This window comes from Chryseobacterium sp. NFX27, assembly GCF_049887855.1.
Taxonomy (GTDB): domain Bacteria; phylum Bacteroidota; class Bacteroidia; order Flavobacteriales; family Weeksellaceae; genus Chryseobacterium.
This window is the reverse complement of the sequence record NZ_JAGEKK010000009.1, coordinates 14,341-35,225: the sequence shown is the minus strand read 5'-3', so window position 1 is coordinate 35,225 and position 20,885 is coordinate 14,341. Positions and strand designations below refer to the sequence as shown.

Below are 20,885 nucleotides of genomic sequence, written 5' to 3'. Positions count from 1 at the left end.
CTCTTTTCCATCACTCTTTAAATTTTAAATTATTCAATCTTTTTAATCATTCTTAATATATAAATTATAATCCGTTCCCGAAGGCTTAAGACGGTAAATCTTTTCCAGAATAGGGTTATCGCTTTTCAGATTATCTTTTATTCTGAATTCTTTCATCAGCTTGTAATGGGTCTGATAATATACAGCATCATTTCCTTCAAATAAATTCTTATAGGAAAGAAGATATTTTGGCTTCCTTTTTTTTACGGTATTGATCCAGTAATGGGCTTTATCTTTTTTTATTTCCGTCTGGATCTGCTTATCTACCAATCCTACTTCATCAATGGCTTTTAATCCTGAAAAATAGGGTACATAGCCCGCAGGTTCCAAAAGAACCCACTGATTTTTATCTTTTTCGAAAGTATCCAAAAACAGACCTATCTCTCTGCGGTAATTCCACTCTCCGTGTCCTGTTGCAATAGCATGTATGGTTTGGAAAGCCAGCATCGGAACTATATAAAATACAATTAATAAGGATAACCATACATTTCTCTTCTCTTTCTGCTCCAGAACAAAAATAAGGATGGGAACAAAAAGCAGAAGCTGCGGAACCCAGTAATACCAGTCGAATAAGCTTTTTTGAGAGATAAAAATAATTTGCTTCACCCAACCGAAAATAAAAATCATCCATAAGAAATAATTCCTTTTTTCTTTCTGTCTTACAAGATAAATAAAGCACAGCAGCTCAAAGATCAGTATAATGATGGTTGCCGGATTGAAGTTTCCGGGCAGCTTCAGCATTCCCCAGAAATTCCCAAAGCTGACCAGGAAATAACCGAGGTTTTGTGCAAAAGTAAAATCATGTTCATAAAGAAGTTTTTTAGCTACAATGGTATTATTTACCAGCTCACCAAAATACAGCCAGTTAAAAGACAATACGGATAAAAGTCCCAAAACGCCTCCAAGGACATATTTCCATCTGATTTTTCTGTTCCAGAAAACATCAACAAGAAATACTATTCCCAGAAAGATAACAGTATCGATCCTTGTAAACATGATTAAAACAGGTAGAAGAATCAGTGCCCATTTTTTATCTTTATTGAACCCATAGTATAGAAGTGCCATTTCCAGGAAAAAAAGTATCCCGTATTCCATTCCAAGAATAGAAATTTTAATGGAAGGCGGCAATATTCCGATTAAAAATATAAAAACAGCTTTGTGCCACGGATTCTTAAGGGTAAGATGCGCAAGAAACAATGTTCCTATGGTAAAAAGAACGGAATTGAAGGTCAGCAGAGGCTCAATAAAATATTCCTTTCCGAAGATCAGATTGAAAAGATAGGAAACAAAAACATACAGATGTGTGGTAGAAGCTGAAATTTTGGTTTCTCCGTTGAAACCTATTACTCCATAATCCAATAAATTTTGAGCTACACGCCAGGTAATGAAAGCATCTTCCTGAATATAGTGAGTCAATAAAAAGAGAAGTTTAAAAACAACCGTAAAAATCACGGCATAGATTGGGATTCTATTATTTTGAGCCATCACGCATTTTTAGTATCACAAATATAATCTTAAATTTATGAATTCAATAACAAAAAAAAACGGAACCGAAGTTCCGTTTTATTACTGTTTTATTGTGTTGCTTTAATAATCGCTGTGGTGATCTGATCCTCTTTTTCTTTGGAATAGGTAGAATCGAAAGGTTCCATCACATCAAATAAATACTGGTAGAAAGGAGTGATTTTCTGGACATTTTCAGATTCTTTCATTGCCTTTTCTTTACCCATCTGCTGAAGCTCTTTGATGAAAACATTGAACTTCTTATCAATCGGCTCAATAGATTTCACAAGGTAAGCGTACGCTTTTTCATTCTGTCCCAATTTCTTATAAGCATCTGTAACAGCGGCTACTACAAGAGAATATTCCATAGGTTTGGATCTCATCTGTCTTCTTGCAAAGTTCTGATCAGCTCTTGAAAGACTCAGGTAATAATCATATTCTTCAAAAATACCTTTTTTAAGGATTTCTGCTAACTGAAGGCCTTTTTTCTCCTGTCCTGCAATAATATATCCGGTTACCATAGCGCTTAATGAACGCGGATCATTAAATTTCTCAGCAGGAATTTCTTTTGAAGCAAGATCCAGTAATTCTACGGCCTGAGCTTTCTTTCCGTTTAATGCCAGTGCTGAAGCAGCCCGGCTTGCTGACATTCTGTAGCTCATAATGTTTGAAGTTGCAGTTTCATCAAAATGAGTGTTCAGGTCTTTAAAATTCCCCCATCTGAAGTTTTTCACAACGTTATAAAGGGAGTTGACATCTACCCTTCCCATATCTCCATCTGCATTCGGAACGGTATGGATAGGCACTAATTTGTAGCTGAATCCGTCAAACTGAAGATATTCGTCAAGATAAAAGATGTTTTCACTGTCGTAAATTCCTCCTGATGAGAAGTTGATTGGACGTTTCCAGTCAAAGTTCGCCAGCATATCCAGCATGATCAGGTTGTTTTTATAAAGCGTGTTTCCTTTATAAGTGATCATAATCTGGTTCACAACGTCCGGAAGATCTGCCTGGGTAATGATTCCTGCTTTTAAAGCATTGTCTTTATTGACAGGAAGAATGAATTTGTTCACCGGAAGAATATTGTATTTCTCAAATTTTTCTTCCCCGAAATACATTTTCAGAAGCTCATCTTTTTCAGGAGATTTAAATTTGATAAAAGCAACAGCCTCTTTCAATGTCAATGAATCCTGTGTAAGATATTTTCTGAAAGCTCCAAACTGAGTGTCAGGAACTCCCTGCTCTTTCAGCATAGAGAAAACTCCTTCCCAATCTTCTTTTTTCATCATATAGATCTGGTCGTTTACACCGTCTCTATAGTCCTCATGAGTCAGTTCACTTGGAATTCCTGCCGCATTATATGTTTTTCTCTTAATCTGATCTAAATTCCAGGGAGTTGAAGCAAGGGTAAAATTAACCACTTTCACATCATCCCTGAATCGTTCTGTTTCCTGGATAGCCCATACCGGATAGGTATCATTATCTCCATAAACAAACAAAATATCGTTCTTCGGAAGCGACTTTAATACTGAATAGGCATAGTCATAAGCTGTATACCTGTTGCTTCTGTCGTGGACGTTATAATTCTGGAAGCCCATCATAAAAGGGACACCCAATAAAACTACTCCTAAAGCAATGTTGGCTCCGTTTGATTTTATCTTAGACTGGATAAACCATAAAATAGCTCCGGCACCAAGCCCGATCCAGATTGCAAAGGCATAGAAGGAACCTACCATCGCATAATCTCTTTCTCTCGGTTCAAAAGGTTTTACACCGGTATAGAAAATAATGCCGACACTGGTTAAAATAAATAATGAAAGCAGTGCATAAAATCTTCCAAAGTCTCTGTTCAGCTGGAAAAAGAAACCAATCAATCCTAAGATTAAAGGTAAAAAGAAGAATTTAACCGTACTTTCATTCTTGAATTTAGCAGGCATCTTATCCTGGTTTCCAAGCAGGGCATTATCGATAAAAGGAATTCCGGAGATCCAGTTTCCTTTGGTGTTTTCCATATTTCCTTCAAGGTCGTTCTGTCTTCCCACGAAGTTCCACATCAGGTATCTTACAAAGTAATACCCATTCTGGAAGGTAATGAAATAATCCATATTCTGAGCCAGTGAAGGCTTCTGAACATTGATCAGGTTGTAGGGTTTCACTTTCAGATAATCTGCTGCCGTAATGGATTTGTCTTCATATTTCGCTCTCAGCTCGTCAAAAATCTGCTTGGCCTGTGGATTGTCGGCCACATCTTCATTGGCATAATTGAAGGTAAAATCCGGAGCTCCGTACATGGAAATATAGTTTGCCATGACATCTTTATCTTCATTAAACATTCTCGGCATTAAGCTGATCTGGGATTTGCTGAATGTATAATTGAAACGGTCTCCTGTTTTTCTGTAGGTTCCGGTTTTTTCATCCTTTTCGTAAATCTCACCGGTTTTTTTGGTCTTGAAGCTGCCGTCTTCGTTTTTCTCAATTCCGTTGGCATCAAGGAAGGCGGTGTAGTTCTGTCCGTAAATGGTAGGCCAGTCACCGTACTGCTCTCTGTTGTAATAATCCAGCATTCCAATGGCGGTATCCGGATCGTTAAGGTTCATCGGTGGATTCGCATTCGCTCTGATGGGAATAACCATCCAGCATGAGAAACCAATGATCATAAAGACCACTGACAAAGCAGCAGTCTGATATATATTTTTCTTAGCTCTTCTTGCATATTTAATGATAAAATAACAAGCTGCCGTCATTAAAATAAAGGCTACTATCGTTCCTGAGTGGAAAGGAAGTCCAAGTCCGTTCACAAAGAATATTTCCAGTCTTCCGAACATGGTCATGATCAATGGGAAGATAATTTTGAAAACAATAATCAGAATTCCCAGGGTGATCACATTGGCCCAGATAAAGTTTTTCCAGGTAAATTTGTAATTTCTTGCATAATATACCAGGCAAACAGCCGGTACCGCAAGCATCCCCATCATGTGTACGCCTACAGAAAGTCCTAATACAAAGAAAATAAGGATAATCCATCTTTCGCTGTCTTTCGCAAGGTATTCGTTTTCCCATTTGGTGATCAGCCATACCAGCAGAGCAATAAACATGGAGGCCATGGAATATACTTCTCCTTCTACCGCGGAAAACCAGAAAGTATCTGAAAAGGTAAAGCATAAAGCACCTACAGCACCTGCAAAAAGAATGGAAATTTCCTGGTGTTTTGTAATTTCTTCGAAATCCTTGTTCAACAGCCGTCTTACAAAATGGGTAATCGTCCAGAATAAAAATAAAATCGTCAATGCACTGAACAATGCAGACATCGCATTGATCACGATTGAATAATTTTCACCTTTCCCTAAAGCAAAAATGGCTGCCACGGCACCCACAATCTGGAATAAAGCCGCTCCGGGAGCATGCGTTACTTCAAGTTTTACAGCTGAGGAAATGTACTCACCGCAGTCCCAGAAACTGAAATTGGGTTCTATGGTCGACAAGTACGTGAAAAATGCAATGACGAAAATCACCCATCCTAAAACGGTGTTCCATTGCCTAAAAGTCCAATTTTTCATAGTATTAAATCAATTACGCGAAAATAAGGCTTTTATACCATTCTGTAATGTTTTTAACAAAATTTAAAAATTTTGGCGTAGTATTTGTGATTGTACTTCAGCTAAGATTGCAAATCAGAAAATAAATTTTGCTGAATCACTGGCTTCAAATCAAACAAAAGTTTAGTAATTATTTATTTTTTTGTATTTTTGCGGTCAGATTTTTATTGAAAATAACAAATAATGAGTAATGTTTACGATAATATTCTTGGCCTAATAGGAAATACTCCTATGGTGAAGCTTAATACTGTTACAAAAGATATTCCTGCAACCGTTTATGCCAAGTTAGAATCATATAATCCTGGACATTCCACAAAAGATAGAATAGCACTTCATATTATAGAAAATGCTGAACAAAAAGGTTTATTAAAGGAAGATTCTGTAGTTGTAGAAACTACTTCAGGAAACACCGGGTTTTCTATAGCGATGGTCTGTATTATCAAAGGATATAAATGTATTCTGGCGGTAAGCGACAAAACTAAGCCTGAAAAAATTGCTTATTTGAAGGCATTAGGGGCTACGGTATACATTTGTCCTGCTAATGTGGCTGCAGATGATCCGAGATCTTATTATGAAGTAGCTAAAAGAATAGCTTCAGAAACACCAAATTCAGTTTACATCAATCAATATTTTAATGAATTGAATATTGATGCACACTACCAGACCACAGGTCCTGAAATTTGGGAGCAGACACAAGGCAAGGTTACCCACCTTTTTGCCTGCACTGGAACGGGTGGAACATTGTCCGGTTCGGGTAAATTCTTAAAAGAAAAAAATCCGGATATCAAGATTATCGGTGTGGATGCTGACGGTTCTATCCTGAAGAGCTACCACGAGACAGGAGAAATCCACAAAGAAGATGTTCATCCTTATCAGATTGAAGGAATGGGGAAAAATTTAATCCCTGCTGCCCTGCTATTTGACAAGGTAGATGAGTTTGTAAGAGTAAATGATGAAATGTCCGCGTACAGAACCCGTGAAATAGCCCTTAAAGAAGCGATCATGGGAGGATATACTACCGGAGCTGTAACCCAGGCGCTGATTCAGTATGCACAGTCTCACGAACTTACCAAAGATGATATTATAGTCCTGATCTATCCTGATCACGGATCGAGGTATATTACTAAGGTATACAGTGACAAATGGATGGCCGAACAGGGTTTTGTAAATAACTGCGTACACAATTACGATGAAGTTTTCAAGACAGAATTTATTAAATAGATTTAAATAAACCACGATACAAATTAAGCCTTTTGTGTTCTGCAGAAAAGGCTTTTTCACTTAAAAATTACTATACAAATGTTAGATATTTTTGACCGCATCAAACAAAATCCAGGTCCGTTGGGACAGTTCGCCGATTACGCTGAAGGATATTTTGTTTTCCCAAAACTGGAAGGTCCAATTGGCCCAAGAATGAAATTTCAAGGTAAAGATGTAATTTTCTGGAGTGCAAATGATTATTTAGGACTTTGTAATCATCCGGAAGTTTTAGAAGCTGATGCAAAAGCAGCTGCAGAATTCGGAATGTTTTATCCGATGGGTGCAAGGGCTATGTCAGGTGAAACCCAGCAGCATCAACAATTGGAAAAAGAACTGGCAGAATTCACTCAGAAAGAAGCTGCTTATTTATTAAATTTCGGTTATCAGGGAATGGTTTCAGCCATTGATGCATTGGTTACGAGACATGACGTAATTGTATATGATGCTGATTCCCACGCATGTATTGTAGACGGAGTTCGTCTTCATATGGGAAAAAGTTTTACTTTTAAACATAACGATATAGCAAGTTTAGAGAAAAACCTAGCAAGAGCAACTAAGGTAGCAGAAGAAAATGGAGGCGGAATTTTAGTGATTACCGAAGGTGTTTTCGGGATGAGAGGAATGCAGGGGAAACTGAAAGAAATCTGTGATCTGAAATCAAAATTCAATTTCAGACTTTTGGTAGATGATGCACATGGTTTCGGAACTTTGGGTAAAACCGGAGCCGGAGCAGGTGAAGAACAGGGCTGCCAGGATCAGATTGATGTATATTTCTCTACTTTTGCCAAATCTATGGCAGGTTTCGGAGCTTTTCTTTCTGGAGATGAAACCATCATCAGATTTTTAAAATATAATCTTCGTTCTCAGATTTTTGCTAAATCTTTAACAATGCCAATGGTAATCGGAGGTTTGAAAAGACTGGAGCTTTTGAGAACCCGTCCGGAAATTAAAGCGAAATTGTGGCAGAACGTAAGAAAACTTCAGGACGGTCTGAAAGAGAGAGGGTACAATCTCGGAAATACCAATACCTGCGTAACACCTGTTTTCATAGAAGGAACTACGATTGAAGCTACTCTTTTAGCTAAAGATCTTAGAGAGAACTATGGAGTGTTCACATCCGTGGTGGTATATCCTGTTATTCCTAAAGGAATGATTTTATTGAGACTGATCCCAACGGCTTCTCACACAGATGCAGAAATTAATGAAACACTGGCTGCTTTTGACGGAATCCGTGAAAAATTAACTTCAGGGCACTACAGAGAAATGGAAAAACAGATGAATATCGAATACAAGCAAATGTAATACGATATCCATCATATAATATTAGAAAAACCACTGATTCACTTTCAGTGGTTTTTTATAAAATAAATCCGAATGAAATTAAAGGGTTATTTATTAGGTATTTTATCATCCGTTTCATTCGGATTGATCCCTATTTTTATCCTGCCGCTGAAGCAGGCTCATTTTTCTATGGACATTAGTCTGTTCTATAGATTTTTGTTTTCTGCGTTAATGGTTGGCGGATATCTGCTGTATTCCGGAGAAAACTTCAGGATCAATAAAAAAGAAGCTTTGATCCTTTCTGTTCTGGGAGTCTGCTACGCCCTTTCATCAGAATTTTTATTCATTGGCTACGATTTTCTTACACCGGGAATTGCTTCTACCGTCCTGTTTATTTATCCGGTTATTGTAGCTTTAATTATGTTTTTCTTTTACAGGGAAAAGCTCACAAAACTTTCCATAGTATCTTTATTGCTTGCTTTTGCAGGGGTTATTGTTTTATGTTTAAAAGAAAATGGTCTGGAAATTAATTTTGCAGGTCTTGGAATTGTAATGCTGAGCTCATTATTTTATGCGCTTTATATGGTGATCGTTAATAAATCTGACCTTAAAGTATCAGGATTCAAGCTTTCATTCTACTCTATGCTTTTTACTTCAGCATTTTTTATGATAAAAGCTTCTGCCGAAGGTGAATCTTTTGCCATTCCTTCCGTATCTATATTTTTAAATTTTATTGTTTTTGCTTTTCTCACCACTGTCATTTCGAGTCTGTGTTTGGTGTATGCCATAAAATATATCGGGTCTACTCCGACTGCTATTTTAGGAGCATTGGAGCCTGTAGTTGCAGTAATAGTAAGTGTTTTCATGTTTCATGAAAGATTTACCCTGAATCTTCTTATTGGTATTACACTCATCCTTTTAGGGGTAACCTTCAATGTTATTGCAGACAGCAGAAAATCAAAACGTAATCAGTCGACGACCTTAAAAGTTACTGACTGACCATTAGTATTCTGTAATAAAATTTTATATTATATTTACTCAGCAAACCGATGGGCAAATACACTATGCAAATTATTCTGAAAATCTTTTTTTCTCTTATTACAAGAATATTATTATGTATAGCTTTATTGTTTTCGGAACCGGTATCCTGGCAATTCAGATTTCTATGTGTGACTATTTTTTGTATTCCCTGGATAAGATTCTTCATAAAGGATACTGACAGGAAAAATATCGATCTGTATCTTAGCTATAAGCTTCTGTTTCTTGCCACACCTGTTTTATACGGCTTTATCCTGTGGAAAATTCTTGAATGGTATCATTTCAGTTTAATTACCCAGTTAATTTTATTCCTTTTACCGGTAATAGTGAGTTTTTTTATTAAAACGAAAGCTAATGATATTTCAAGCAACACTCAGAATATCTTGCAGACTATGAGTTATTACTGTATTCCATTCTTTTTAGCTGTTAATGCATCTTTTGATTTTTCCAAACCATCATCTCAAGGATACTTAATTGCCGATAAAGCCAGCTCTATAGAAGAAAAACAGGACTCAGAAGGTTATTATAAAATGACCAACTATCAGTTTAAGATAATTCCAAAAGAAAAAGGCATACCATTGACGGACAATTCAAAACCTGTTGCAGCTAATGTAAACCGTAAAACTTATCATCAATTCGGGAAAGGAGATTATCTCGATATTGAAACCTCTCCCGGATTATTCGGTATAAAATGGACCTATTATCACTGGAAACTTAATGATTGATATTAATAAGGTATTTAAAGAATTAAAAAAATACTCTTAAACTTTCCTGCCTAGATTTTTCATTTTAGATGAATTTAAAATAACTTTGCAAAAATTTTCTGTTGAAAGATCTTCTTCTCATTACTCCGCCTTTTACCCAGCTTAATACTCCTTATCCGGCAACAGCTTATATAAAAGGCTTTCTGAATACCAAAAATATTTCCAGCTATCAGGCCGATCTGGGACTTGATGTTATTTTGGAATTATTTTCAAAAAACGGACTTGAGAAAATTTTCAGCACAACAATCAACCTTCAGGAAATCTCCGAGAATTCACAGCGAATCTTTGCATTACGGGAAGAATATTTAAGAACAATAGATCAGGTTATTCCTTTTCTGCAGGGGAAAACCCCTACGCTGGCCAGACAGATCTGCAGCATGAATTTCCTTCCTGAGGCTTCCCGTTTCAACCAACTGGATGATATGGATTTTGCATTTGGAAATATGGGACTTCAGGATAAGGCCAAGCATCTTGCTACCCTATATTTAGAAGATCTTTCGGATTATATTATTGAAAATATTGATTCGGATTTCGGGTTCAGCCGATATGCGGAACGTCTCGGAAAAAGTGCCAATTCTTTTGATGAGCTGTATTCAAAGCTATCCAATAACCAAACATTTATTGACAGCTTTACCCTTAAAATTCTTCAGGAAAAGCTAGAACTGGTGAAGCCAAAACTGGTGTGCTTTTCAATCCCGTTTCCAGGAAATCTGTATGCCGGATTCAAATGTGCTCAGTTCATAAAAAAAAATTACCCTCACATCAAAACTGCGATGGGCGGAGGTTTCCCCAATACGGAATTGCGGGAAGTAAAAGATCAGAGGGTCTTTGAATTTTTTGATTTTATCACCCTTGACGATGGTGAACTTCCTCTCGAGCTTCTTTACAACAGCTTACATATTTCAGAAGAAACGGCTGAATATAAAAGAACATTTCTACTTGAAAACCAAAAAGTTACTTATAAAAACAATTCTAAAAGACACGATTATAAACAGGCAGATATCGGTACACCGGATTATACAGATTTAAAACTGGACCAGTATATTTCAGTAATTGAAATTGCCAACCCAATGCACAGTTTATGGAGTGATGGCAGATGGAATAAGCTGACTATGGCCCACGGCTGCTACTGGGGAAAATGTACGTTCTGCGATATTTCTTTAGACTATATCAAAATATACGAACCTATTTCTGCTAAAATTTTAGTGGACAGAATGGAGGAACTCATCAAGACAACGGGCGAAACGGGATTTCATTTTGTGGATGAAGCTGCCCCTCCGGCATTGATGCGGGAAGTTGCTCTGGAAATTCTTCGCAGAAATCTTGTAGTGACCTGGTGGACTAATATCCGGTTTGAGAAAAGCTTTACCCGTGATTTATGCTATCTGTTAAAACTTTCGGGATGCGTTGCCGTTTCCGGAGGACTGGAAGTGGCCAGTGACCGGTTGTTGCAATTGATAGATAAAGGTATTTCTGTGGAACAGGTGGCAAAGGTAACAAGAAATTTTACCGAAGCCGGAATTATGATTCATGCTTACCTGATGTATGGCTACCCTACTCAGACGGTCCAGGAAACAGTGGACTCTTTGGAAATGGTAAGGCAGATGTTTGAAATGGGAATTCTTCAAAGTGCTTTTTGGCATCAGTTTGCCATGACAGCGCATTCGCCTGTCGGGATTAATCCTGAGGAATTTGGAGTAACCCCTCTGAAGCAGGAAATTCTGTTTGCCAATAATGATATTGATTTTAAAGACAAAACCGGAATCGATCACAGCCGGTTCAGCTTTGGATTAAAAAAATCACTTTTCAATTATATGCACGGAATTAATTTTGAGTTTCCGCTTCAGGAATGGTTCGATTTTAAAATTCCGAAAACAACAGTTCATCCTGACTATATTCATGACTGTCTTCTGGATGATACCCAGCTTGGCTTTAAAGGCAACTCAAAGGTTGTTTTTTTGACCAAAAATGTAATCGCTGAGAATCGCATAAAAAATAAAAAGAAATACTCTGGTGCGTATACACTTCTTACGTTCCACTTAAAAACCAATATTATAAAGGTAGATCTGGAACAGGATAAAGCGGAATGGCTGATGAATGTACTGAAAGAAAATTCTATAGAAAATCCGAAAAAAGTTACAGCTCAACAACTTAAGAGTCAGTTTGAAGAAAATTTTGAAGATTTTGAATTATTCTGGTTCTCAAAACCTATGCAGCAGCTTAAGGAAAACGGAGTAATTTTAAGTCTGTAATCTTTAAAAAAAAATAAAAAAATCCCGGAAAATTATATCTCCGGGATTTTTATGAGTATTCAAAGATAACATCATCTTTATTTTTCAGCATTTCCTTTCACCACATCACCAACAATTACTTTTTCCTGAACTTTAATAAAGCTCGGATCCATAATTGCCATTCTTTCTGCAATGGCTTTATAAGTAGGAAATTTTAACAGAGAAGCTCTGCCGGACATTTCCCTGTAAATGGTAAAAATTTTTCCGTTAGCTGTTTTGATCTGTTTTGTAGTGGTAATATATTTTCCGATATATTTACTCTTGGCGTCATAGACCTCGATATCTATGAAGGTTTTGTCAGTAATAGTATCCTCAGAACCAAAACTTACCGGAAGGTTGGTGAAATATCCAACGGGAATGCCGTTACTAATAATCTCGCCTACTTTATTGACTTCAATGTTCAGTTTATCAATTTTACTTCTGGTAGTATAGGCATCTTTAGTTTTGGTATCCAGCTTCCTTTTGGGAATATTTTTAAAAATATCATCCAGATTTTTAATGTTGATCCCTTTGTTATCAATGATTTTAAGGCCTTTTATAGAAGTATATACTGCCGACCTCTCCTCTCCGGAAAATGCTGACGGAGAAATATAATCCAATTCTATTGTTTTATCCCTGTTGTAGACCCTGTTCAGTTTTATATAACTGTCTCTTACAGAATCCACTATACTCTTATCTATAAATTCTATAGTATACATCGGGGTTTCATTCAGGTCCATGAATGTATAGATGCTGGATTTGTTTGAAATCTTGGCAACATGAGTACCATCAAGGCTTATGATACCTCTTTTGGTTTTAAAATTTTGGGCATTACACAGGATCCCGAGAACGGTAAAGAATATGATTGTACTTTTCTTCATAAAATCAGACTTTTACACAACATAAAAAAAGTGTAACCAAAGTTACACTTTCTTGAAAATATATTTAGCTTTTCATTTAATTATTCACAAAGGATAATTCCTTTATCATGATTAAATTCTACAACACCGCTTTTGATAGGGTAAGAAAAAACAGAGTCTTTCTCATTTTCTTTAGTAAAGTTTTTAGCATAAGCCTCACCTACTGAAGATGTGAAAAGCTTTACTTTACCTCCGATCAAAGAAGAAACAATTGCTGCGTGATTTTTCATAATATGGAATTCTCCACTTTTTCCCGGCAACAATACTGAGTTTACTTCTCCTTCAAAAACTACGTATTCTGGTGTTAAAATTTTTATATTCATATTTCTTAGATTAAAGAGAAAAGAGAAAAGAAAAAAGAAAGAGACAGTGTCTTTGTTCTTTTTTCTTTATTCTATTTATCTAGTTAAGCGTTTTCAGCTAACATTTTTTGTCCAGCCTCGATAGCTTCCTCGATAGTTCCTTTCAAGTTGAAAGCAGCTTCCGGTAAATGGTCTAGTTCACCATCCATAATCATGTTGAATCCTTTGATGGTATCTTTGATATCTACCAATGATCCCGGAATACCTGTAAACTGTTCAGCTACGTGGAAAGGCTGAGATAAGAATCTCTGAACTTTTCTTGCACGGTAAACTACTGATTTATCTTCTTCAGAAAGTTCTTCCATACCAAGAATCGCGATGATATCCTGAAGCGCTTTGTATCTCTGAAGAATTTCTTTTACTCTCTGAGCACAGTTATAATGTTCTTCACCGATAATTTCCGGAGCAAGGATTCTTGACGTAGAAGCCAATGGATCTACTGCTGGATAAATACCTAATGAAGCAATTTTTCTGTCTAGTACCGTAGTTGCATCCAAGTGAGCAAACGTAGTTGCAGGAGCCGGGTCAGTTAAGTCATCCGCAGGTACGTAAACCGCCTGTACTGAAGTAATTGAACCGTTTTTAGTAGAAGTAATTCTTTCCTGCATTGCACCCATTTCAGAAGCAAGAGTCGGTTGGTAACCTACCGCTGAAGGCATACGCCCAAGAAGTGCAGATACCTCAGAACCAGCCTGTGTAAAACGGAAGATGTTGTCTACGAAGAAAAGTACGTCTCTACCTTGTCCGCTTTCACCACCGTCTCTGTAGTACTCAGCCAATGTAAGACCAGAAAGTGCTACTCTAGCTCTTGCACCTGGCGGCTCGTTCATCTGTCCGAAAACGAATGCAGCTTTAGAATCTTTCATAGCTTCCATATCTACTTTGGAAAGATCCCAACCTCCGTTTTCCATAGAGTGCATGAAATCATCACCATACTTGATAATTCCTGATTCAAGCATCTCTCTCAAAAGGTCATTTCCTTCTCTCGTTCTTTCACCTACTCCGGCAAAAACTGAAAGACCTCCGTGCCCTTTTGCAATATTGTTAATCAACTCCTGAATCAATACTGTTTTACCTACACCGGCACCACCGAACAATCCAATCTTACCTCCTTTTGCGTAAGGCTCGATAAGGTCGATTACTTTAATACCTGTAAATAAAACTTCTGCAGAAGTTGAAAGTTGATCAAATTTTGGAGCTGGTCTGTGAATTGGCAGACCACCTTCTTTAGAAATATTTTGAAGTCCGTCGATAGCATCCCCAACAACGTTGAATAGTCTTCCGTTCACGGCTTCACCAATTGGCATTGTAATAGGATTTCCGTATCCGATTACTTCCTGCCCTCTTTGAAGACCGTCTGTAGCATCCATTGCAATACATCTTACTGTATCTTCACCAATATGCTGCTCTACTTCTAAGACTACTTTTTCACCGTTTTCCTTTGTAATTTCTAACGCGTCATAGATACTTGGAATTGCTTCCACATCTGAGAAGACAACGTCGATTACCGGACCAATAATTTGAGAAATTTTACCTTTAATTTGGTTTGCCATTGCTAAATTTTTTCTTGGTGCAAATATAATGATTCTTCATAAACCTACAATTGGTAAAAAAAAGATTTTTATCATACTTTTTTGTTAATGTACCAATATAACAATTTACCAGTCTAGCAATTATTTCTCCGCAAAAAATATTGGTACATTGTTATATTGATACATTGTTACATTATGTATATATTTGCAGTCAAATTTTTTCCGTTTTGAAAGTTTTCAAGAATTTTAAAGATTATTCCTCCCAAAAGCCTTTAGCATTATCTTTAGGAATGTTTGACGGAGTACATCTCGGGCACAAAAGTATTATCGATGAACTGATTAATGTAGGTACAGAGAATAATCTGGAAACAGCTATTCTTACTTTTTGGCCGCATCCGCGTTTTGTTTTTAATCCGAATGAAGATCTCAAGCTTCTGAATACACTGGATGAAAAAAAACAGCTGATCGAAAAATACGGAATCAATCATTTATTCCTGAAAGAATTTGATGAAGAATTCAGAAACCTTACCGGGGAAGAGTTTGTACGTCAGATCCTTATTGACAAACTGAATGTAAAATACCTTATCATAGGCTACGACCATTCATTCGGAAAAAATAAAAGCGGAAATTTCGAGCTCCTTCAAAAGCTTTCCAAAGAACTGGATTTTGTTGTTGAGCAGATGGAAGCAATCAATATCCACGAAAATAATATCAGCTCCACTAAAGTACGCAATGCTCTTCTGACAGGAAATATTAAGGAAGCCAATGAAATGCTCGGTTACTCCTACTCTGTTTCCGGAACGGTTGTTCACGGGGAAAAGATTGGAAGAACAATCGGCTATCCCACTGCCAATATTGATGCTGAATCTATTAAGCTTCTCCCTAAAAAAGGAGCTTATATTGTAGAAACTGAAGTAAAAGGCCAGCAGTATAAAGGAATGCTCAGCATTGGTACCAATCCTACTGTAAACGGAGAAAAATTAACCGTTGAAGTCTATATCCTTGATTTTGATGGTGATATTTATGATGAAAAGATCACGGTAAGATTCAGAGATTTCCTTCATGACGAGATTAAATTTGAAGGTCTTGAGAAACTGATTGAAAGATTGGATGAAGATAAAAGGCTGACCCAGGAGTTTCAATTCTAACTATTTATAATCTCTTCTTTCGCTTTTTTCGTTAATGAATTAAAAACCAATTCATAAGACTGATCTATTAATTTATAGATAAGATCCCTTTTTAAACCATCCAACTGCACGGAATTCCAATGGGTTTTATTCATGTGAAATGCACCTGAGATCTGCGGATGCTGTTCACGAAGCTCTGCACTCCATTCAGGATCGGTTTTTACGTTGATTCCCAATGGCTGTCTTTCAAGGCCCATTAATAAAAACATTTTTGTTCCTACTTTCATCACAAGTGTTTCGTTATCAAAAGGAAAAGTTTCTGTAACTCCTTTTTTGGCAAGACAATAGTCTAGAATTTCGTTGGCATCCATGAATTTTTATAAATGATAAGTGATTAATGATCATTGATATTAATTTCAAATGTAGTAAATTTAAGAAAGAAAATACCATCTATATTAAATCACAACTATTATGAAAGCTTTGGTCATCGGCGCAACGGGCGCTACAGGAAAGGATCTGGTGAAACAGCTGCTCAACGACAAAGAGTTTGAGGAAGTCGATATCTTTGTAAGAAAACCTGTGGATATCCAAAATGATAAGCTGAAAGTTCATGTGGTTAATTTTGAAAAACCGGAAGAATGGAAAGATAAAGTGAAGGGTGACATTGCATTTTCATGCTTAGGAACGACGCTGAAGGATGCCGGAAGTAAGGAAGCCCAAAGAAAAGTAGATTTCGATTATCAGTATGAATTTGCTAAAGCGGCAAAGGAGAATGACGTGGAAGATTATATACTGGTTTCGGCTTATGGAGCAAACCCAACATCTAAAATTTTTTATTCCAAAATGAAAGGTGAACTGGAAGAAGCGGTGAAGCAGCTTCATTTCAATAAGATCACTATTTTCAAACCCGGAATGCTGGAAAGAAAAGACTCTGAAAGAACCGGAGAGGTTCTGGGCAGCAGAATTATAAAATTCGCCAATAAGTTGGGGCTGCTGGAAAGTCAGAAACCGTTGCCTACAGATGTTTTAGCTAAAGCTATGATCAATTCTTCCAAAATAAAGAGCAATGGATATTCCAGTATTAAGCTTGGAAATATTTTCTGTTTTGCTGAGAAAAGCAACGACTAGAAGCAGACAGCTTGAATTATAAACGCTTCAGCTCCGCTCAGCGTGACATTTCTAATACTATCTGTATTTTTCTAAGCTGTCACGCTGAGCGTAGCCGAAGCGTTATTTATAATTTATCTTACTTCAAATGCTTTGTGATAGCATCGTCAGTAGGCTTTGTAGTACTTATGAAGGTATCAATTAATTTTCCGTTTTCATCGATCAGGAATTTTGTAAAGTTCCAAAGGATGGTGGTATTTTTTACCCCGTTTAAATCTTTTTCCGTTAAGTATTTAAAGATAGGAGCTGTATCATCGCCTTTTACAGAAACTTTAGCTGCCAAAGGAAAAGTTACTCCGTAATTTTTCTGGCAGAAAGCGCCGATCTCGGTATTGGTTCCTGGCTCCTGACCTCCAAAATTATTGGCAGGAAATCCTACAATAACCAGTTTGTCTTTGTATTCTTCATACACTTTCTCCAGATCTGCATACTGTGGTGTAAACCCGCATTCTGATGCTGTGTTGACAATAAGGATCTTTTTTCCTTTAAAATCTGCAAAGTTGATCTCTTTGCCGTCAAGGCTTTCAACTTTGAAATCATATATTGTTTTTCCCATAAGTTCTTTGGTTTTAGCTTGAGAAATTTCACTTTTCTGATTGGTACAGCTCTGTAAAAATGCTACAAAAGAAAGCAGCCATAAGAAAATATTTTTCATTCTTATCAATTTTAGTTGGCAGTTTTGCCGTAATTATTTTTTCTTTCGATTAAAATCTAAATGTATTGGCAGGGAAAACTTTATTAGCGTCTATCCTGTTTAAGATCATAACGAAGTCTCCATCCTTTTTAGTACTTGAAGATTCAATCCTAAAAGGCATTGAAAGGTTTCCTACTTTCTTATAATCCGCATATACCAACGTTTCATCTTTCTTGATTTCTTTTAAAAGCATATACGTTTTTACATCAAAATAATAGATGTTCTTATTGACATTTTTGGTAAGCTCCACTTTGTGGCAATAGATCTCACCTACTTTTTCTTTTCCCAGGTATTTGGCATCAAAACCTTTATTTTCCCAGTCAATGAAATCATTATCAAAGCTTTCAGATACATATTCAGGGTATACCTGAAGTTTATTGGCTGCATAATTCATTGCATATCCTTTAGTTCCGTCAAAGCCTTCAATTGCCGTTTCTTTTCCACCGATGCTGATCACCGTTTTGGTAAGATTGGGACGCTGCTGGTAAATTTTTATAGGGTATTCATCTTTGATTCCTAAGATCACTTTTCCCTGCAGCAGTACTGAATTCAAGAGCTTCCAATTCGTTAATCCTCCGGACAGTTCTATATTTTTGTCTATAATTTCTTTTGCGGTCTGTGCAAAAGACAACTGCGAAAGTATCAGTACGAATACTAAAAATAATTTCTTCATTAATCTTATTTATTTCAAATATAAGGGGAATTGGGCGAAAAAGCAAAGAAAGTGAAAAGCCGGACGGACTTATCTGTTTACAGCTTTTCAAATTAATTTTCTGGCTTTCTCCAAATCTTCAGGTGTGTCTATTCCTACTCCGATGAAATTGGTTTCTATCAGCTTGATTTTCATTCCATATTCAAGATAACGGATGCATTCAATTTTTTCTGATATTTCAAGAGGCTTCATTTCCAGTTTGGAGAACTGAAGCAAGGCATGCTTTCTGAAAGCATACACGCCAATATGTTTGTAGTAATTTATATTATAAGAAACTTCCCGGTGAAAAGGAATCACGGAACGGCTGAAATAGAGGGCAAATCCGTTATTATCGGTAATAACTTTCACATTATTCGGGTTTTCAATTTCTTCTTTTTCCGTTAGTCTGATTTTTAATGAAGCCAGAGAAATTTCCTGATTAACGTCGTCCTTAAAAACGTCGATAAGCTGCCTTAGAGGCTCTAATTTCAGAAAAGGTTCATCGCCCTGCACATTGATCACAATATCACAATCGATGTTCTGCACGGCCTCCGCAATACGGTCACTTCCGGTTTCATGCTGTCCGGTCATAACGGCTTTTCCACCATTTTTCACAATTTCATCAAAAATAATTTCCGAATCTGTAGCCACAAATACTTCATCAAACAGTCCTGTCTCGGCAACATTCTGATAGGTAGTCGTGATCACTGTTTTTTCACCTAACATCTGCATCAGCTTTGCCGGAAAACGGCTTGCTTCGTAACGGGCAGGAATAACAGCTATGATTTTCATTTATTATTAAAGTTATAAGTTAATTAATTATGAGTCATATAATTCGCTAAAAAGATAATTCCGTAAATCCAGGAGATATACAGAAAAGAATAAAACAATCCGAAAGTAAGACTTTTCAGTAAATTCCCTTTACATTTTCCTGAATTTTTAAATACCAGACGTACAGCCCGAAAAAAAATCCAGTACAGTATTGCTATAAAAAATAAAACGGCTGCCCCAAAACAAAAATCCTAGAAAATATAAAAGTACTACCAAAATAACGGTAAACACAACCCCAGACTGATAAATAGGAAAAAAGTACTTGCCAAAATGGATGTTGATAAAACAGAGTTCTGAAATAAAGATCTATGAGAATCCTTTCCTGAAAGCCAGACACTCAGAATCACTAAAAAGATAATTCCTAATGTTGAATAACCCAACAATTTGGTTTTCAGAAAAGGCCTTTTTGGAAATTTCATTAATAAAAACTAAATTTTCCTATTTCTTATTTTCAAAAAATGCTTCGACTACGCTCAGCGTGACACTTGTCATATTAACTATTAATTTATACTGTGCCATGCTAAGTGTAGCCGAAGCTTATTTTATTCAATTATTTTAAAGCGTTCAGAGCATTTTCAAGCTTTGGAAGCATTACTTTGATCTCGTCAACCGCTAAACCTCCTACTGAAGCACGGAACCAAGGCTCAGATTTTGCTTCTCCGAATGCTGAGAACGGAACCAGAGCAACTCCGGCATCATTAATCAGGTAGAATACCAAGTCAGAAGAGTTTTCAATAACAGATCCGTCCGGTTTTGTTTTTCCGATATAGTCTAATCTGATCGTAAGATACAACGCTCCCATGGGCTCTATACTTTCTACAGCCAATCCTTTTCCTTTTAAATCCTGGATTCCACCGTGAAGAACTTTTAAGCTTTCTTCCAGTTTTCCTTTGAAATCTTCAACGAAAACATTGACATTGTCAGGGTTTTCAAAGAATTTCGCGGTCGCTTCCTGTTCAGGCTTCGGTGCCCAGGCTCCAACGTGTGTTAAAAGGGCTTTCATTTTATCTAAAATATGAGCAGGACCGAATCCCCACCCTACACGCACTCCCGTTGCAGCAAGGCATTTGGAGATACCGTCGATATAAATGGTATATTCTTTCAGTTCAGGGAAAAGAGAAACCGGATCTACGTGCTGCGCACCGAACGTAAGATTAGAATAAATCTGGTCATACATCAGGTACAATGGCTTTTCATCTTCCCCTCTTTTTTTATTTTCTTCAAGAACCAGTTCGCAGATAGCTGAAAGCTGCTCTTTTGTAAACATTGTTCCTGTAGGATTCAGTGGTGAACACAGTGCCAAAAGAACGGCACCCTCTAAGTGTGGTCTCAGATCGTCTGCTGTAGGAAGGAAATTGTTTTCAGGAGTGGTTTTCACTTCTACCGCGTCTGCAGAAGTAAGGTAAGCATAATGGTTGTTGTTCCATGATGGTGTAGGATATACTACTTTATCACCTTCATCCACGATTGTTTTATACACGGCATAGATCAACGGTCTTGATCCGGCAGTAATTAAAATATCGTTCGGTGAATAATCCAGGTTCCATCTGTTTTTCAGGTCTTTGGAAACTTCTTTTCTTAAAGATAAAAGTCCGTTGGCCGGCGGATAATTCGTCAGATTATTCTGATACGCCTTCTGAATCTCTTCCTTCAGCAGTGCCGGAATGGGATAGAGATTAGAATTCAGGTCACCAATAGTAAGATTGGCAATTTCCGCTCCTTTTGCTTTTAAATCATTTACTTCATTACCAATTTTTACAATTTCAGAACCAATCAGGTTCGCCGCTAATTTTGAAACTTTCACTTTATT

The 20,885-nt window shown here is 36.9% G+C and carries 17 protein-coding genes; 7 read left to right on the top strand and 10 right to left on the bottom strand.

Going from position 1 to position 20,885, the window contains the following annotated elements; genetic code table 11:
- Window positions 1-42: 42 nt before the first annotated feature.
- The gene (locus J4Q03_RS11805) at window positions 43-1,524 is read right to left on the bottom strand and encodes a hypothetical protein (protein ID WP_426048372.1); all 1,482 of its coding nucleotides are present in this window, start codon (window positions 1,522-1,524) and stop codon (window positions 43-45) included.
- An 89-nt stretch (window positions 1,525-1,613) separates the two neighbouring features.
- Window positions 1,614-5,099 (bottom strand): glycosyltransferase family 117 protein, encoded by a 3,486-nt coding sequence (locus J4Q03_RS11800; protein WP_426048371.1) that lies wholly within the window; start codon window positions 5,097-5,099, stop codon window positions 1,614-1,616.
- A gap of 222 nt (window positions 5,100-5,321) precedes the next feature.
- Between J4Q03_RS11800 and J4Q03_RS11795 the strand changes: the two genes are divergently transcribed.
- The 5 genes from J4Q03_RS11795 (at window position 5,322) to J4Q03_RS11775 (ending at window position 11,733) form a co-directional block, all read left to right on the top strand.
- A complete protein-coding gene (locus tag J4Q03_RS11795) occupies window positions 5,322-6,359 on the top strand; it encodes a PLP-dependent cysteine synthase family protein (protein ID WP_426048370.1) in 1,038 nt (345 codons plus the stop codon).
- 78 nt (window positions 6,360-6,437) lie between these two features.
- The gene (locus tag J4Q03_RS11790; protein WP_426048369.1) at window positions 6,438-7,700 is read left to right on the top strand and encodes an aminotransferase class I/II-fold pyridoxal phosphate-dependent enzyme; all 1,263 of its coding nucleotides are present in this window, start codon (window positions 6,438-6,440) and stop codon (window positions 7,698-7,700) included.
- A gap of 72 nt (window positions 7,701-7,772) precedes the next feature.
- Window positions 7,773-8,678 (top strand): DMT family transporter, encoded by a 906-nt coding sequence (locus J4Q03_RS11785; protein WP_426048368.1) that lies wholly within the window; start codon window positions 7,773-7,775, stop codon window positions 8,676-8,678.
- 170 nt (window positions 8,679-8,848) lie between these two features.
- Window positions 8,849-9,442 carry a hypothetical protein gene (locus tag J4Q03_RS11780; protein WP_426048367.1) on the top strand — a complete coding sequence of 198 codons (594 nt, stop codon included), beginning with the start codon at window positions 8,849-8,851 and terminating at the stop codon, window positions 9,440-9,442.
- Between the two features lie 101 nt (window positions 9,443-9,543).
- Entirely contained in the window at window positions 9,544-11,733 is a 2,190-nt protein-coding gene (locus J4Q03_RS11775) for a B12-binding domain-containing radical SAM protein (protein WP_426048366.1), read from the top strand.
- A 77-nt stretch (window positions 11,734-11,810) separates the two neighbouring features.
- On the opposite strand, the gene J4Q03_RS11770 is transcribed toward J4Q03_RS11775, so the two are convergent.
- The 3 genes from J4Q03_RS11770 to atpD form a co-directional block, all read right to left on the bottom strand.
- Window positions 11,811-12,632: a hypothetical protein gene (locus J4Q03_RS11770; protein WP_426048365.1), complete on the bottom strand. Its 822-nt coding sequence runs from the start codon at window positions 12,630-12,632 to the stop codon at window positions 11,811-11,813.
- A gap of 80 nt (window positions 12,633-12,712) precedes the next feature.
- Window positions 12,713-12,994, bottom strand: coding sequence for a FoF1 ATP synthase subunit delta/epsilon (locus J4Q03_RS11765; RefSeq protein ID WP_426048364.1), 282 nt, complete (start codon window positions 12,992-12,994; stop codon window positions 12,713-12,715).
- Between the two features lie 83 nt (window positions 12,995-13,077).
- The gene (atpD, locus tag J4Q03_RS11760) at window positions 13,078-14,586 is read right to left on the bottom strand and encodes a F0F1 ATP synthase subunit beta (protein WP_426048363.1); all 1,509 of its coding nucleotides are present in this window, start codon (window positions 14,584-14,586) and stop codon (window positions 13,078-13,080) included.
- A 206-nt stretch (window positions 14,587-14,792) separates the two neighbouring features.
- Between atpD and J4Q03_RS11755 the strand changes: the two genes are divergently transcribed.
- Window positions 14,793-15,713 (top strand): bifunctional riboflavin kinase/FAD synthetase, encoded by a 921-nt coding sequence (locus tag J4Q03_RS11755; protein WP_426048362.1) that lies wholly within the window; start codon window positions 14,793-14,795, stop codon window positions 15,711-15,713.
- On the opposite strand, the gene J4Q03_RS11750 is transcribed toward J4Q03_RS11755, so the two are convergent.
- Entirely contained in the window at window positions 15,710-16,063 is a 354-nt protein-coding gene (locus tag J4Q03_RS11750; protein ID WP_426048361.1) for an MmcQ/YjbR family DNA-binding protein, read from the bottom strand. The two genes, J4Q03_RS11755 and J4Q03_RS11750, sit on opposite strands and share 4 nt — an antisense overlap.
- Before the next feature lie 100 nt (window positions 16,064-16,163).
- Here J4Q03_RS11750 and J4Q03_RS11745 point away from each other — a divergent pair, with 100 nt between their 5' ends.
- Window positions 16,164-16,820 (top strand): NAD(P)H-binding protein, encoded by a 657-nt coding sequence (locus tag J4Q03_RS11745; protein WP_426048360.1) that lies wholly within the window; start codon window positions 16,164-16,166, stop codon window positions 16,818-16,820.
- A gap of 118 nt (window positions 16,821-16,938) precedes the next feature.
- Here the strand turns inward: J4Q03_RS11745 and J4Q03_RS11740 are convergent, their stop codons facing one another.
- The 4 genes from J4Q03_RS11740 to J4Q03_RS11725 all read right to left on the bottom strand — a co-directional run bounded on the left by J4Q03_RS11740 (window position 16,939) and on the right by J4Q03_RS11725 (window position 20,879).
- Window positions 16,939-17,514: a glutathione peroxidase gene (locus J4Q03_RS11740; RefSeq protein WP_426048359.1), complete on the bottom strand. Its 576-nt coding sequence runs from the start codon at window positions 17,512-17,514 to the stop codon at window positions 16,939-16,941.
- A gap of 49 nt (window positions 17,515-17,563) precedes the next feature.
- Entirely contained in the window at window positions 17,564-18,226 is a 663-nt protein-coding gene (locus J4Q03_RS11735) for a histidine kinase (RefSeq protein WP_426048358.1), read from the bottom strand.
- 87 nt (window positions 18,227-18,313) lie between these two features.
- Entirely contained in the window at window positions 18,314-19,036 is a 723-nt protein-coding gene (kdsB, locus tag J4Q03_RS11730; protein WP_426048357.1) for a 3-deoxy-manno-octulosonate cytidylyltransferase, read from the bottom strand.
- Window positions 19,037-19,625: 589 nt separating this feature from the next.
- On the bottom strand, window positions 19,626-20,879 hold the full coding sequence (locus J4Q03_RS11725) for a pyridoxal phosphate-dependent aminotransferase (RefSeq protein WP_426048356.1): 1,254 nt from the start codon (window positions 20,877-20,879) through the stop codon (window positions 19,626-19,628).
- Between the last annotated feature and the right edge of the window lie 6 nt (window positions 20,880-20,885).

What these genes read in the sequence shown, in the direction of transcription:
- J4Q03_RS11805 (WP_426048372.1), bottom strand. Translation starts at nt 1,524, where the DNA reads ATGGCTCAAAATAATAGAATCCCAATCTATGCCGTGATTTTTACGGTT.
- J4Q03_RS11800 (WP_426048371.1), bottom strand. Translation starts at nt 5,099, where the DNA reads ATGAAAAATTGGACTTTTAGGCAATGGAACACCGTTTTAGGATGGGTG.
- J4Q03_RS11795 (WP_426048370.1), top strand. Translation starts at nt 5,322, where the DNA reads ATGAGTAATGTTTACGATAATATTCTTGGCCTAATAGGAAATACTCCT.
- J4Q03_RS11790 (WP_426048369.1), top strand. Translation starts at nt 6,438, where the DNA reads ATGTTAGATATTTTTGACCGCATCAAACAAAATCCAGGTCCGTTGGGA.
- J4Q03_RS11785 (WP_426048368.1), top strand. Translation starts at nt 7,773, where the DNA reads ATGAAATTAAAGGGTTATTTATTAGGTATTTTATCATCCGTTTCATTC.
- J4Q03_RS11770 (WP_426048365.1), bottom strand. Translation starts at nt 12,632, where the DNA reads ATGAAGAAAAGTACAATCATATTCTTTACCGTTCTCGGGATCCTGTGT.
- J4Q03_RS11765 (WP_426048364.1), bottom strand. Translation starts at nt 12,994, where the DNA reads ATGAATATAAAAATTTTAACACCAGAATACGTAGTTTTTGAAGGAGAA.
- atpD (WP_426048363.1), bottom strand. Translation starts at nt 14,586, where the DNA reads ATGGCAAACCAAATTAAAGGTAAAATTTCTCAAATTATTGGTCCGGTA.
- J4Q03_RS11750 (WP_426048361.1), bottom strand. Translation starts at nt 16,063, where the DNA reads ATGGATGCCAACGAAATTCTAGACTATTGTCTTGCCAAAAAAGGAGTT.
- J4Q03_RS11745 (WP_426048360.1), top strand. Translation starts at nt 16,164, where the DNA reads ATGAAAGCTTTGGTCATCGGCGCAACGGGCGCTACAGGAAAGGATCTG.
- J4Q03_RS11740 (WP_426048359.1), bottom strand. Translation starts at nt 17,514, where the DNA reads ATGAAAAATATTTTCTTATGGCTGCTTTCTTTTGTAGCATTTTTACAG.
- J4Q03_RS11735 (WP_426048358.1), bottom strand. Translation starts at nt 18,226, where the DNA reads ATGAAGAAATTATTTTTAGTATTCGTACTGATACTTTCGCAGTTGTCT.
- kdsB (WP_426048357.1), bottom strand. Translation starts at nt 19,036, where the DNA reads ATGAAAATCATAGCTGTTATTCCTGCCCGTTACGAAGCAAGCCGTTTT.